This is a genomic window from Novosphingobium sp. FW305-C-30-35 (assembly GCF_058783135.1).
Genome location: NZ_JBYSYJ010000001.1, coordinates 1557484 through 1571374 on the forward strand (window position 1 = coordinate 1557484; position 13891 = coordinate 1571374).

Genomic DNA, 13891 nt, shown 5'->3' on the forward strand with positions numbered 1-13891 from the left:
TTAGCCCCAGAATGCTCCTCGGAGCCGCCGCGCTCGCCCTTGCCGTGCCGCAGGCCGCGCTGGCGCAATACACGCTCAACGTGCGCGAAGCCGATATCCGCGCCTTCGTGGCCGATGCCGCCGAAGTGACGGGCCGCACCTTCATCGTCGACAGCCGCGTGCAGGCCAAGATCAGCGTCGTTTCCGACCGGCCTCTCAGCCGCTCGGAATACTTCGAGGTCTTCCTCTCCACCTTGCGCGCCAACGGGCTGGTCGCTGTGCCGACCGGCAACGGCGCGTTCCGCATTCAGCCTGCCGAAGGGGCAGCCGCCAATCCCTCGCGCATCGGCAGCCGGGGGGCCGCGCTCAGCCAGATGGTGACCGAGGTCATCCGGCTGCGCGCCATCGACGCTGCGCAAGCGGTCGAGACCCTGCGCCCGCTGATCAGCAAGGAAGGCGCGATCACCGCGAACAAGGCTGGCAATTCGCTGGTCGTCGTCGATTACGCCGACAACATGCGCCGCATCCGCGCGCTGCTCGCCGATATCGACCGCGACAACGCCGCCACGCAGACCGTGATTCTCGATCATGCCGGCGCTCGTGAGATCGCCACGGCGTTGAGCCAGCTGGTCCCGGCAGGGGGCGAAGGCGCGCGTGCGCTGGCCACGGTCGTCGCGGTGGACAGCTCCAATGCCGTGCTGATGCGCGGTGAACCGGCAACGCTGGCAAAGCTTGCGGCCATGGCCCGCCAGCTCGACGCCAGGGCCGCGACCGGGGGCGAGATCAAGGTCGTCTGGCTCGACTACGCCGATTCCGCCGCGCTCGTGCCGGTTCTCGAACGCCTGCTCGGCGGCCAGGGCGGGGGCGAAGTGGCTTCGGCCAGCGCCGCGCCCGTATCCTTGGGCGGCGTCGGCGGCAGCCAGAACTCGAGCGCGGGCACGCAAGGTTCGACCGGACAGGCCGCTGCAACCGGCGGCAGCCAGACCAGTCCGATCGGCGCAACCTCGGGCGGGCTCGGCAATGGTCCGATCAAGCTTGCCAACGGGCGCGGCACGGCCACGATCACCCGCTATCCCGGTGCCAACGCGATTATCATCGCCGCGCCTGCCGATGATCAGCGCCGCATCGGCGAGGTGATCCGGCAGCTTGACGTGCCGCAGGAGCAGGTGCTGGTCGAAGCGATCATCGTCGAGATTTCGAACAACGTGGCGAAGGAACTCGGCGTCCAGCTGCTGTTCGGCGGCAAGGACAAGCCCTTCGCCGTGACCAATTTCTCCAACTCCTCGCCCAACATCATCGATATCGCGGGCGGGCTTCTGGCCGACAATCTCAACCAGACGACCACGGTGATCAATGGCGACACCGTCACGACGACAACCAACAGCACGGCCGGCGACCTGCTGCGCGAGAACGCAGCTACCAAGGCGCTTTCCGCAAGCGGTGCCTACACCGGCTTCCTTACAGAGCTGTCCAAAGACACCTATCTCGGTGCGCTGATAAACGCTGTGCAGACCGACAAGAACTCGAACATCCTGTCCACCCCGCACATCACCACCAACAACAACGTACCCGCATCGATCCTCTTCGGGCAGGACGTGCCGATCACCACCGGCGAAGCGCTTTCGAACGGCAATTTCAACGATACCTTCCGCACCGTGCAGCGGCAGAACGTCGGCATCGAGCTGGACGTGACCCCGCAGATCAATGCCGGAAACATGGTAAGGCTCGATCTGCGCCAGGAAGTCAGCTCGATCGCAGGCACGGTCTCGAGCAAGTCGGACGAGCTCATCATCAACAAGCGCGAGATCAAGACCACCGTGACCGTGGGCGACCGCGAGATCGTCGCACTGGGCGGTTTGCTTGACGACAACGAGCAGCGCACCTTGCAAAAGGTGCCTCTGCTCGGCGACATTCCAGTGGTGGGCGAACTGTTCAAGTCCCGCGGACGCAGCCGGGTCAAGACCAACCTCATGGTCTTCATTCGCCCGACCATCCTGCGCAATGCGGCCGACCGGGCGGCGCTTGCCGCGCGGCGCTATGGCGTGGTCCGCCAGGCGCAGATCGATTTCAACGCCAAGCAGGAGCCGACAATCGACGAATTGATCGTCGACTACATGGGCGCAACGCTGCCGGCTGCGCCGTCCGCGCAAGTCGCGGCTGTCGCTCCGGGCGACACGCTGATCCGCCCGCGCGCCACGCCGGTTCCGCTTGAACAGACCGAACTTCCGCCGAGCAGCGCGCAGAACTGAACGATGGACAGCGTCAGGCCCATCGACGACACCGAGGAACCGCTGGTCGAGGCGGTGACCGTCGTTGCGCCAGCCGAGGCTTCGCCTCCGACGCTGCCTTATGCCTTTGCCCGCGATCGGGGGGCTCTTGTTGAAGCGGTTGAAGCAGGGCGCGTCATCGTGGCGCTGCGCGAAGGCGGCGATCCGCTCAGCCTGCTGGAAATCCGCAGCACCTTCGGCTTGCCGCTCGAACTGCATCGGGTCTCCCCTGCCGAATTCGAGAAGCTGCTCGCCGATGCCTATGCGATGGATGGCGCCGCCGCCGCCGTGGCCGGTGACATGGGCATTGCGGGTGACGGGCTCGATCCGCTCGCGCTGGGCCTGCCCACCGCCGAGGACCTGCTCGACAGCGCCGACGATGCCCCGGCCATTCGCCTCATCAACGGCCTGATCGCCGAGAGCCTGCGCCAGGGCGTGTCCGACATCCACATCGAGCCTTACGAGACCGCGCTGGTCGTGCGCATGCGCGTCGACGGCGTGTTGACCGAGAAACTGCGCATGCCGCCGCATGTCGCGCCGGTTCTGGTCAGTCGCATCAAGGTCATGGCGCGGCTCGACATTGCCGAGCGCCGCGTGCCGCAGGACGGCCGCATCTCGCTCAGCCTTGGCGGCAAGCTGGTCGACGTGCGCGTCTCCACCCTGCCCAACCGCGCGGGCGAGCGCGTCGTCATGCGCCTGCTCGACAAGGAGAACGCGGGGATCGACCTCGCGGGGCTGGGTCTCGACGCCAAGGCCGGGGACACACTGCGCCGGGCCATTGCCGAACCCAACGGCATCGTCCTTGTCACCGGACCGACCGGCTCGGGCAAGACGACCACGCTCTATGCCGCACTGCGCGGGCTGAACGATGGCCAGCGCAACATCCTGACTGTGGAAGACCCTGTGGAATACGCTGTGGATGGCGTGGGGCAAACGCAGGTCAACGCAAAGGTTGGCCTCACCTTCGCTGCGGGCTTGCGCGCCATTCTGCGTCAGGACCCGGATGTGGTCATGGTCGGCGAAATCCGCGACCGCGAAACCGCCGACATCGCCGTGCAGGCCTCGCTCACCGGCCACCTCGTGCTGTCGACTGTCCACACCAACGATGCCGCAGGCGCGATCACGCGCATGCGAGACATGGGCGTGGAGCCGTTCCTCCTCGCCTCCACCCTGCGCGCAGTCATCGCCCAGCGCCTTGTCCGCCGCCTCTGCCCGCATTGCCGCGAGGAGCGCGTGCTCGATCAGGGCATGGCCGAAGTGCTGGGCATGAAGGCGGGGCGGACGGTGTTCTCCGCCAAGGGGTGCGGCGAATGCAGCCAGACCGGCTATCAGGGCCGCGTCGGCGTGTTCGAAGCGCTGCGGGTGGACGACACCATCCGCCAGATGATCCACGACAATGCGGATGAAGCAGCCATCGCCCGCCATGCCTTCGCGGATTCTCCCACTCTGGCCAAGGCCGTCCGGCGCATGGTCAAGGACGGCACCACCTCGCCCGAAGAGGCAGCCCGCATCATGCGGCGGGACGGCTGATGGCGCGCTTTGCCTATCACGCGATCGACCCCCAGGGGACGGAACGCCGCGGCGCGATCGAAGCGGCCAGCGAAGCGGCAGCGCGTGACAAGCTGGTCGCGCGGGAATGGTTCGTGGTCAGCGTGCAGGCCGATGCCGCCACGTCGGCCCGTCACGCCGCAACCACCACCTCCGGCCTTGCGCTGTTCGCCATCAAGCTTTCAGCCAAGCAGCTTGCCCTGTTCACCCGCCAGCTCTCCTCGCTGATGGTCGTCAGCCCGCTCGAGGAGACGCTGCGGACAATCGCGCGGCAGACCGAAAAGCCCAAGGCACAGGCCATCCTGTCGAACGTTCACGCCGGGATCGTCGAAGGCCTGCCGCTGGCCGAAGCCATGCGCCGCGAGGAGCCGAGCTTCCCGCCGATCTATCGCGCGATGATTGCCGCCGGCGAAAACTCCGGCAGTCTTCCCGCCATCGCCGACCGGCTGGCCGACATGCTGGAACGGCAGGCACAGGTGCGCGGCAAGATCATCGCCGCGCTTGCCTATCCCATCGTGCTTTCGTTCGTCGCCATAGCGGTAGTGACCGGCCTGATGATCTCGGTCGTGCCGCGGGTGGTCGAACAGTTCGACAATGCCAGCCGCCAGCTGCCAGTGCTGACCCGCGTGGTCATCGGCATCTCGCAGTTCCTCAGCACGTGGTGGTGGGCGCTGCTTGCGCTGATCGCGCTGGCGGTGGTCGGCTTCGTCCGCGCCTTGCGCAATCCCGCCTTCAAACTGCGCTTCGATGCCGCGCTCTTGCGCCTGCCCTTCGTCGGCAAGTTGATCCGCGATGTCCACGCCGCCAGCCTCGCGCGCACGCTGGCCACGATGATCGAGGCTCGCCTGCCGCTGGTCGATGGCCTGCGTCTGTCCACCCGCACGGTGTCGAACGCGGTCCAGGCGCAATCGCTCGCCCAGATCAGCGAGAAGGTCCGCGCCGGCGGCTCGCTCTCCACCGCCCTGCGCGAAGCGGGCACCTTTCCGCCGCTGCTTGTCTACCTTGCTGCCAGCGGCGAAGCGGCGGGCCAGCTCGGCACCATGCTCGAACGCGCCGCAGACTATCTCGAACGCGAGTTCGAAGCTTTCACCGCCGCCGCCATGGCCTTGCTCGAACCCGCGATCATCGTGGTGATGGGCACAGCCGTCGCGCTGATCATCCTCGCCATCCTGCTGCCGATCCTGCAGCTCCAGAACCTCACCGGACTGTGATGACCATGACCGAAGCTACGCCTGCCCAGACGCCTGAGACCGAGGAAGAGCGCCGTCGCAACGGCTTCAGCCTTGTCGAACTGATGGTTGTCATCTTCATCATCGGCCTGCTTGCCACCGTGGTGCTGATCAACGTCCTGCCCAGCCAGGACAAGGCGATGGTGGTCAAGGCGCGCAGCGATATCGCCACGCTCGAGCAGGGTATGGAGATGTACCGCCTCGACATGGCCAGCTATCCCGGCCTCGCCGAAGGACTGGGCGCCCTGAAGTCCCCCCCCGCAAATCTGGCCCAGCCGCAGAACTATCGCTCCGGCGGCTACGTGAAGGACATCCCGAACGATCCCTGGGGCCGCCCCTACCAGTACCAGACGCCGGGTCGTGACGGCAGGCCGTTCGAGATCTTCTCCCTGGGCGCCGATGGTCAGCCCGGCGGCAGCGATCTGAACGCCGACATCTACGCCGGGCAGAACTGACGCTCGCCCATGGCCTCCACCGGCTCTCCTCCTGCTGACGGGTTGATCCTGCTCCTGCCGCCCACGCAGGGTGATCCCTGGCGCTGGCGCCGCGTGGACGAGACTGGCGTCGGGCCGGAGGAATATTCGGCCGACCTGCCGATCCACGGTGCCGTCACCGTGCTTGTTCCCAGTTCCCTTGCCCCCGTCGTGGACAAGCCCCTGCCCGCAATGCCGGTGGCGCAGGCGCTTGCGGCTGAACGTCTCGCGCTCGCGCAAGGCGGCCTTGCCACGGAGCGCCACGTCGCAGTCGCCGCAGCGGAAGGCCGCCTGCTCTCCAGCCGCCTTTCCGCTTCCGACATGGATCATTGGCTGGCCACGCTGGCGCAGGCCGGAATCGATCCGCGAACCATCGTCCCCGCAGCCCTCGTTCTTCCCCGGCAGGACGGGGCCCTGGTGCTTGGTGCCTTGGGCGATCAGCTGCTCGCCCGCACCCCGGCAGCCGCCTTTGCCGCAGAAGAGGCACTGGTCGAAGCGCTGGGAGAAGGTCTAGACCAGACCGCGCTCGATGACGACGCGCTGACAGAACGGCTTGCGCAAATTCATGCCGCACCGCCGCTGAACCTGCGGCAAGGCGCCTATGCCCCGCGCCGCGTCTCGGTGTTCCGCACCGCCAATTGGCTTGGCCTAGTCCGCATGGCTGCAGTGGCGGCCTTGCTCGCCCTGTTGCTGATGCTGGTATGGATCGTGAAATGGAACCTCGACAGCAGCGCCGAGGAAGCCCGGGCCCTGAGCCTCGCGCAGAAGCGCTTTCCCGCTGCAACCGATCTCGACACGGCGGAGCGCATGCTCGCCGCAGAACTCGCCAAGCGCGGCGAAGGGGCTGCGAGCTTTGCCGCCCCGGCTGCCGCCGTTCTCGACGCGATGCGTCCGGTGCCCGGCGTGAAGCTGCGCGATCTGGGCTACGCCGCTGACGGAACCTTGCGCTTCACCGCCGCCGCGCCCCGCGCAGAGGACGTCAACGCCGTGCTGATCGCGCTGCAGAACAATGGCTGGAAAGTCACCGTTCCGCCTGCCCTTGCCCCCGATCCCACTGGCGCAACCGTCGCCGCCATCACCGTAAGGGCACCATGATGCAGCGCGTGTCCCTCTGCTACATCGGCCTGACCCAGCGCGAGCGCGTTCTGGTGGGCGTGGCCGGCGCGCTCGCCGCGGTGATCCTGCTGATCTACGGGATCGTGCTTCCTGTCGGCAACGCGCTGGACGAGGCCGCCACCCGCCATCGCGAGGCGACCGAGCGGGCGGGCCGCATCACCGCTGGCATCGAGGCGCTCAAGCGTGCCCCCGCCGCCCGCGCCCCGGTGCTGGCAGGGCCGGTCGAACAGATCGCCGGGGCAAGTGCGCAGGAAGCCGGTTTCGTGGTGCAGTCGAACGAACGGCGCGGGTCCGACATGGCCGTTCTGGTCATCCCGACCGCGCGTCCTTCGGCCGTGCTTGCCTGGCTCGATGCACTGGGTGGTCAGGGGCTGGCGGTGGAACAGGTCACCCTGACGCCCGCCCCCGACGGCACGGTCTCGGTCAACGTCACGGTGCGAAAGGCGGCATCGTGATCGGGCGGTGGATCTTCATCCGCGGCGCTGCGATGGGCCGCCGCGGCTGGCTGGCGCTGGACGCGTTGTTCGTGGCTGCCCTGCTCGTTCTGCTCCCGCTGCGGCTTGTGCTGGGCATGGCGCTGCCTGATTCGATCTCCGCTCGTAGCGTCGAGGGCAGCGTCTGGAGCGGGCGGATTGCCGATCTGAATGCAGGTCCACTGCCCCTCGGCACCGTCGATGCCGGGCTGGAGCCGCTGCCATTGCTGATTGGCCGCGCTCAGTTCGCCCTCTCGAGAGAAGGCTTTTCCGCGCGGATTGCACCGTCGCGCCTTACCGGCGCAAACGGCTCGGTACTCCTGCCCGATGGCCTCGGCGGCCTGCCCGTAACCTCGCTTGGCTTCGGCGATTTCTCGGTCGTCATGGCCAATGGCCAGTGCCGCGAGGCGCAAGGCACCCTCAGCCTGACTCTGGCTTCGCTTGGCCCGCTTCTGCCCGATGCGATGGTTGTCTCGGGCCAGGCACGTTGTGAAAAGGGTGCGCTGGTCGTACCGATGCGCGGTCTGCAGGGCATGGAACGCCTGACGCTCAAGCTCGGCGGCGACGGACGCTGGCAGGCAGACCTTGCGCTGGCAGGTCTGCCCCAGGAAACTGCCGATGCGCTGAAGTCCTCGGGGTTCGACACCCGTCCCGATGGTGTCGGCATCGTGACGGGCGGAACCTTCTGAGGCTCAGGCCGCAAGGCTCTCAGGCAAGCGTCTGCGTCAGGAACCAGGCCCGCTGTTCGGCCTGATCGGTCCAGTCGTCGGCCATGCCCTCGGTGGCATTGTCGCCCGCCTCGCTGGCCGCTTCCTTGACCGCGCGGATCGCCTTGACCAGCGCCACGTTATCGTCGCGCAAGGCCTTGACCATTTCCATCGCGTCAACCTTGCTGCGGTCGTCGTCCTTGATCGAAGCCTTGCCGGCAATGGCACCGATGCCGGTCAGCGTGTCGCCACCGTTCTTGCGCACCCGTTCTGCAATTACGTCAGTCAGGGCGAACAATTCGGCGGCCTGTTCGTCAAACAGCAGGTGCAGTTCGCGGAACTGCGGGCCAGCCACGTGCCAGTGGTAGTTCTTCGTCTTGAGATAGAGCGTGAAGTAATCGGCCAACAGACCGTTCATGCTGTCGATCAGGGCCTTTTTCGCGTTGTCGCCGGGCATGACATTCCCCTTTCGTGTCCGGGTGGATTGAGCCCCTTATACGCCATACCCACTGAAAGGTTTCATGCAATGATACGGCAAGATTGATCGAATTCGTCAATCATGCTTGGCCCTTCACGCTCCCTTTCAGCAGAAACAGTCCGGCCAGCGCGGAGATTATCGATCCGCCCAGAATTCCCAGCTTCGCCTCTTCGACCAGCAGCGGGCTTTGCGGGAAAGCGAGGCTGGCGATGAACAGGCTCATCGTGAAGCCGATCCCGCACAGTAGGGAGAGGCCCCAAAGCTGGCGAATCGTGGCGCCGGCCGGCCGCTTGGCGATACCCAGCTTTTCCGCTGCCACGATGCTGCCAAGGATGCCCACCTGCTTGCCGATCAGCAGGCCCGCGGCAATTGCAATCGGCAGCGCCAGCGGCCCTCCATCGATCGAGCCAAGCGCAACTCCGGCATTGGCCAGGCCGAACAGAGGCACGATCAGGAAGCCGTTGGGCGCAACCAGCGCATGTTCAAGCCGCAGCAGCGGGCTGTCATGCTCCTTGTTGAGCGCCAGTGGCACGGTCAACGCGGCGAGAACGCCGGCAATGGTTGCATGGACGCCCGAATGGAGCACAGCAAACCACAGCGCGACGGCCCCGAGGATATAGGGGATCAGCGAGCTGACCCCGGCGCGGTTCACGACCACCAGCGCCAGGAAGATGGCGGCGGCAATGCCCAGCCACATCAGGTCCAGCCCGGTCGTGTAGAAGAAAGCGATGACCAGAACCGCGCCAAGATCATCGACGATCGCCACGGTCAGCAGGAACAGCCGCAGCGACGATGGCAGTTCTTTTCCAGCCAGTGCCAGTACGCCGATGGCAAAGGCGATGTCGGTGGCGGAAGAAATCGCCCAGCCGCGATGCAGCGCCGGATCGCCACCGGCTATGCCCAGGTAGATCAGCGCCGGCACCACCATCCCGGCGACAGCTGCAATCACCGGCAGACGGCGGCGGCTCGGGCTTGACAGTTCGCCGTCAAGGATCTCGCGCTTGATCTCCAGCCCGACGACAAAGAAGAACACCGCCATCAGCGCATCGTTGATCCACAGGTGCAACGTGTCGAGCTTGGGCACGGGCGTCCATGGCAACGTGTGGTGGAACAGCTCGTGCCAAGGATCAGCCAAGGGCGAATTGGCCAGGACAAGGGCAATCGCAGCACAGGTCATCAGAACTATGCCCGGCGCTGCCTCGCTGTGCGTCAGCTTGTGCAAAGCCCGCTTGCGCCCTGAATTTCCTGCCATTCTCGAATCATCCCGTGTTCACGAAACTCGGGCCTTGGCCCTAGCATTCCCCTTGTGCCGACGGTGGTCTGGCACGTCAAACAGGGGCAAGCTCTTGTCACCATGGCCGACCTATCCCGCGCTGCAATGGCTCGCGGTTGTCGAGCACGAATTGCTGCTGTTTGCCGCAATCTGGTTTGCGCTCTTCGCGATCGACGAACTGGCCGTGGACCTCGCGTGGCTGCGCCTGCGCCTGACCGGCAAGCTGCGCACCCCGCGCCTCTCGCACCCCTGCAATGCCGAACTCAATGGCCTTGCCGTGGTTCTGGTTCCCGCATGGCTGGAATCGCGCGTGATCGGGCCGATGGTGCGCCATACCCTGCAAAGCTGGCCGCAGCGCAACTTTCGCCTCTACGTCGGCTGCTATCGCAATGACCTGGCCACCATTTCCGTGCTTGTCGCGCTGGCGCCCGATCCTCGCCTGCGGGTCATCATCCATGATCGTGATGGCCCGACGACGAAGGCCGACTGCCTCAATCGCATCTATCGTGCGATCTGCGAGGATGAACGGCGCAGCGCCCAGCGCGTGCGCGCGCTGATACTCCACGATGCCGAGGACATGGTCCACCCCGCCGCGCTCACGCTGATGGACCGCGCGCTCGATCAGGCGGATTTCGTGCAACTCCCTGTCCGCCCGGAACCACAACGCGCAAGTCCTTGGATCGCGGGCCACTACTGCGACGAATTTGCCGAGGCTCACGCGCGCGACATGGTGGTCCGACACCACATCGGCGCTGCCCTGCCATCGGCAGGGGTGGGATGCGCCTTTTCGCGCCGCGCGATTGACCGCATCCTCATCGCCCGCTCCAGCACCGAGCCTTTTGCCGCCGAATGCCTGACCGAGGATTACGAATGCGGTCTCCTCGTCCATCAGACCGGCGGGCGGTCTGCATTCCTGCGCGTGCGCGACAGCTCTGGCGCGCTCGTCGCCACGCGGGAGTTCTTCCCGGCAGACCTCGTCGCATCGGTCCGGCAGAAGACGCGCTGGGTCCACGGTATCGCCTTTCAGGGCTGGGACCGACTGGGCTGGAAGTGCGCGCCCGGCGATATCTGGATGCGTCTGCGCGATCGCCGCGGGCCGCTGGTAGCGCTCGTCCTGGCCGCAGCATATCTCCTGATCATGCTGTGGCCAGTGGTCGTGCTCGCAAAAGCTGCGGGCCTGGCTGTCCCGGTCGACGATGGCCCGCTGCTCAGCGGCCTGCTTGCCTTCAACCTCGCCAGCCTGATCTGGCGGCTGATGATGCGCGCGCTCTTCACAGGGCGCGAGTACGGCCCCGCCGAAGCCGTGCGCGCAGTGTTCCGGTTTCCCGTGGGCAACATCATCGCCGTCCTCGCCGCGCGTCGCGCCATAACTGCCTACGTGCGGGTGCTGGCAGGCGGCGTTCTGCGCTGGGAACACACGGTCCATCACGTCCACGTCAGCCAGGCTGCCAAGCTTGACGCGGATCCGCAGCAGCGGCCTTTGCCGGTTGCGGCATGATGGCAGGTCCCGCGGCGACGCGGCGGGGCCAGCCCCTGCTCGCGCTCGCCCTCGTGCTTGTCGGCTGGATCGCCGGTCGCGCCCTGACCTTGCGACATGACGCCCTGACTGAACCGCCCACTATCACCGCCAGCGCACCGCCATTGCCGCGCCAGCCCTTGCATGCCCGTCAGGTGCTCCCCACCCCGCGCGCCCGCCCTCAGCCACCCATGACAAGCATCACCCCGCAGCCAGCTTCCGTCCGGCCGGCTGCTGCGTCGCCACAAGGACCATCGCTCCCGTCCCCCGCGCCTGTCCCGTTGTTCCTGCCTCAACACCCCCTGCTCGTACCATTGCCGCCCCGCACCGCCGTCGTCGCCCCAGCCCGAAGCCAACCCGCCGATCCGCAGGAATTCTACGAGCCTCTCGTGCCCAAGGACGATCCGCGGTGGAGCGGCGAGAACTGGCTGCTGATGCGCGCCGGCAGCGGTTCGGCGGCGCAGGCCCCCGGTGCGGCGTCGTATGGTGCCAGCCAGGCAGGTGCCATCGTCCGCTACCGCTTCGGCAAGGGCGAGCCGCAGGATTCCTATGGCTATCTGCGCACCTCGCTCGCCATCAACGCCCCCGGCAAGGACAAGGAGGTCGCGCTGGGCCTCGGCATCCGCCCGGTCCGCCGCCTGCCTGTCCGCGCCCTCGTCGAAGCGCGCCTTCAGGATACCACCCGCTCGTCGATGCAGGTGCGCCCCGTCGCCACACTGATCACCGAACTGCCCTGGCAGCGCCTGCCGCACGGCTTCCGGCTCGAGGCTTATGGGCAGGCCGGTTACGCCGGTGGCAAGGGCGCCACCGCCTTCTTCGATGCGCAGGCGCTGCTCGATCATCCGGTCCGGCGCGTCGTTTCGCGCAATGGCGATCTGCGCGCCGGGGTCGGCATGTGGTCAGGCGGGCAGGAAGGAGCCGTGCGGCTTGATGTGGGCCCGCGCGTGGCCTTCCGGCTCGAAGGCGGGCAGCTTGTCGGACCGACCCGCGTCGCGCTCGACTGGCGCTTCCGCATCGCCGGAAACGCCCGGCCCGGCAGCGGCCCGACCATGACGGTCACCTCCGCCTTCTGAGCCACAGTTTTTTGGCCGCAAACCGGCTCGGCGGGGTTGCTGGCACGCACCGCCCGGCCTAGCGTTGACACGGCAATGGACGTCTATCTTCCCATCGCGAACCTGTCGGTCAACGGGCTGGTCATCGTCGGCCTCGGCGCGCTGACCGGGCTGCTTTCGGGCATGTTCGGCGTCGGCGGCGGGTTTCTGACCACGCCGTTGCTGATCTTCTATGGCGTGCCCCCCACCGTCGCCGCCGCATCGGCTGCCAGCCAGGTGACCGGCGCCAGCGTTTCCGGCGCGTTCGCCCAGGCCCGGCGGGGCGGGATCGATTATCACATCGGCGCAGTGCTGGTGGCGGGCGGGGTGATCGGCACCGGGCTTGGCTCGCTGCTGTTCCGCCTGCTGCAGTCGCTCGGCCAGATCGATACGGTGATCAACATCCTCTACGTGCTGATGCTTGGCGGCATCGGCGGGTTGATGGCGCACGAAAGCATCACCGCCCTGCGCGCGCAGAAGACTGGCCAGCCGCTGCCTGCCCGCAAGCGCCGCCACCATCCGCTTGTCGCCAGCCTGCCGCTGCGGTGGCGCTTCTACCGCTCGGGCCTTTATATCTCGCCGCTGGCGCCGCTGTTGCTCGGCATTGCCACCGGCATTCTCACCATGCTCATGGGCATTGGCGGCGGCTTCATCCTCGTGCCGGCGATGCTTTACATCCTCGGCATGGGCGTGAACGTGGTGGTCGGCACGTCGCTGTTCCAGATCCTGTTCGTCACCATGGTCACCACGATGATGCATGCGCTCACCACGCGTGCGGTCGACATCGTGCTGGCCGGGCTGCTGCTGGTCGGTTCGGTCACCGGCGCGCAGATCGGCACCCACTTTGCCCAGAAGGTGAAGCCCGAACAGCTCCGCCTGATCCTTGCGGTGATCGTCCTTGCGGTAGCACTGCGCATGGCGCTCGGGCTCGGCTATCGCCCGGACGAGATCTACACGGTGGTTCCGCTGTGAGAGGCCGCGTGCAGATGCGCCGCGCCGCTCTTGCCGCCTGCCTGCTCCTCCTGGGTGCGCGCGATCCGATTCTCGTGCCCGAAATCTCGCAGCACGAAATCCAGGTCCGCCAGGGCTTTACCGGGGCCGACCTGCTCCTGTTCGGCGCGATCCTCAGCCCCGAAGGCAGCCGCGCCGCGCAGGATTACGATATCGTCGTCGTCCTCGAAGGCCCGGTGCAGTCGATCGTCCTGCGCGAAAAGCAGAAGATCGCGGGCATGTGGATCAATGCCGATTCGCTCGAATTCCGCTCGGCGCCCAGCTACTTCGCCATTGCCTCCTCCCGCCCGATCGCGCAGATCGTGGACGACAAGACAGCGGCGATCTACGAACTCGGCCTCAAGTGGCTCCAGCTTTCGCCGATTGGCGTTATCGAACCGCGTGAACAGCAGCGCTTTTCCGAGGGACTGGTCGATCTGATGCGGCGGCAGGGCCTCTACCGCGAGGATCAGGGCAGCGTGAAGATCAGCGGTCAGGTGCTCTATCAGGCCCGGATCAGTCTGCCATCAAGCGTGCAGACCGGAACCTACACCGCCGAAACCTTCGCCATCCGCGGGGGCAAGGTCGTGGCTTCGGCGATCACCCGGATCGAGGTGAAGAAGGAAGGGTTCGAGCGCTTCGTCGCTGTCGCCGCCGATCGCAATGGATGGCTCTACGGCCTGTTTGCGGTCATTGTCTCGGTCGCCATGGGCTGGATCGCAGGCCGGCTCTTTGCCCGAAGTTAGGGTCC

General features: G+C 66.6%; 13 protein-coding genes. 11 read left to right on the forward strand and 2 right to left on the reverse strand.

Going from position 1 to position 13891, the window contains the following annotated elements; genetic code table 11:
• The first annotated feature begins 11 nt into the window (after window positions 1-11).
• Genes gspD through gspN form a run of 7 tightly spaced genes read left to right on the forward strand, consistent with a single transcriptional unit; the run spans window position 12 to window position 7774 of the window.
• Window positions 12-2228 (forward strand): type II secretion system secretin GspD, encoded by a 2217-nt coding sequence (gspD, locus tag AC3WLM_RS07705; protein ID WP_492477050.1) that lies wholly within the window; start codon window positions 12-14, stop codon window positions 2226-2228.
• Between the two features lie 3 nt (window positions 2229-2231).
• Window positions 2232-3776: a type II secretion system ATPase GspE gene (gene gspE / locus AC3WLM_RS07710; protein ID WP_492477051.1), complete on the forward strand. Its 1545-nt coding sequence runs from the start codon at window positions 2232-2234 to the stop codon at window positions 3774-3776.
• Entirely contained in the window at window positions 3776-5005 is a 1230-nt protein-coding gene (gene gspF, locus AC3WLM_RS07715) for a type II secretion system inner membrane protein GspF (RefSeq protein ID WP_492477052.1), read from the forward strand. Before gspE ends, gspF begins: the two co-directional genes overlap by 1 nt.
• Before the next feature lie 5 nt (window positions 5006-5010).
• Window positions 5011-5478 carry a type II secretion system major pseudopilin GspG gene (gene gspG / locus AC3WLM_RS07720; RefSeq protein WP_062343378.1) on the forward strand — a complete coding sequence of 156 codons (468 nt, stop codon included), beginning with the start codon at window positions 5011-5013 and terminating at the stop codon, window positions 5476-5478.
• Between the two features lie 9 nt (window positions 5479-5487).
• Complete coding sequence (gene gspL, locus AC3WLM_RS07725; RefSeq protein WP_492477053.1) at window positions 5488-6591, forward strand: type II secretion system protein GspL; 1104 nt, start codon at window positions 5488-5490, stop codon at window positions 6589-6591.
• Window positions 6591-7067, forward strand: a complete 477-nt coding sequence (gene gspM, locus AC3WLM_RS07730; RefSeq protein ID WP_492477054.1) for a type II secretion system protein GspM — start codon at window positions 6591-6593, stop codon at window positions 7065-7067. The genes gspL and gspM overlap by 1 nt, the downstream gene beginning before the upstream one ends.
• Entirely contained in the window at window positions 7064-7774 is a 711-nt protein-coding gene (gspN, locus tag AC3WLM_RS07735) for a type II secretion system protein N (RefSeq protein WP_492477055.1), read from the forward strand. The genes gspM and gspN overlap by 4 nt, the downstream gene beginning before the upstream one ends.
• Before the next feature lie 19 nt (window positions 7775-7793).
• On the opposite strand, the gene AC3WLM_RS07740 is transcribed toward gspN, so the two are convergent.
• A complete protein-coding gene (locus AC3WLM_RS07740) occupies window positions 7794-8249 on the reverse strand; it encodes a Dps family protein (RefSeq protein ID WP_062343374.1) in 456 nt (151 codons plus the stop codon).
• Between the two features lie 100 nt (window positions 8250-8349).
• Window positions 8350-9522, reverse strand: a complete 1173-nt coding sequence (gene nhaA / locus AC3WLM_RS07745; RefSeq protein ID WP_492477056.1) for a Na+/H+ antiporter NhaA — start codon at window positions 9520-9522, stop codon at window positions 8350-8352.
• A gap of 94 nt (window positions 9523-9616) precedes the next feature.
• Here nhaA and AC3WLM_RS07750 point away from each other — a divergent pair, with 94 nt between their 5' ends.
• The 4 genes from AC3WLM_RS07750 (at window position 9617) to AC3WLM_RS07765 (ending at window position 13886) form a co-directional block, all read left to right on the forward strand.
• Entirely contained in the window at window positions 9617-11041 is a 1425-nt protein-coding gene (locus tag AC3WLM_RS07750; RefSeq protein ID WP_492477057.1) for a glycosyl transferase family protein, read from the forward strand.
• Window positions 11041-12132 carry a hypothetical protein gene (locus AC3WLM_RS07755; RefSeq protein WP_156135741.1) on the forward strand — a complete coding sequence of 364 codons (1092 nt, stop codon included), beginning with the start codon at window positions 11041-11043 and terminating at the stop codon, window positions 12130-12132. The genes AC3WLM_RS07750 and AC3WLM_RS07755 overlap by 1 nt, the downstream gene beginning before the upstream one ends.
• Before the next feature lie 75 nt (window positions 12133-12207).
• Window positions 12208-13122 carry a sulfite exporter TauE/SafE family protein gene (locus AC3WLM_RS07760; RefSeq protein WP_039333460.1) on the forward strand — a complete coding sequence of 305 codons (915 nt, stop codon included), beginning with the start codon at window positions 12208-12210 and terminating at the stop codon, window positions 13120-13122.
• A gap of 14 nt (window positions 13123-13136) precedes the next feature.
• Complete coding sequence (locus AC3WLM_RS07765; RefSeq protein WP_062347041.1) at window positions 13137-13886, forward strand: TIGR02186 family protein; 750 nt, start codon at window positions 13137-13139, stop codon at window positions 13884-13886.
• Window positions 13887-13891 lie beyond the last annotated feature (5 nt).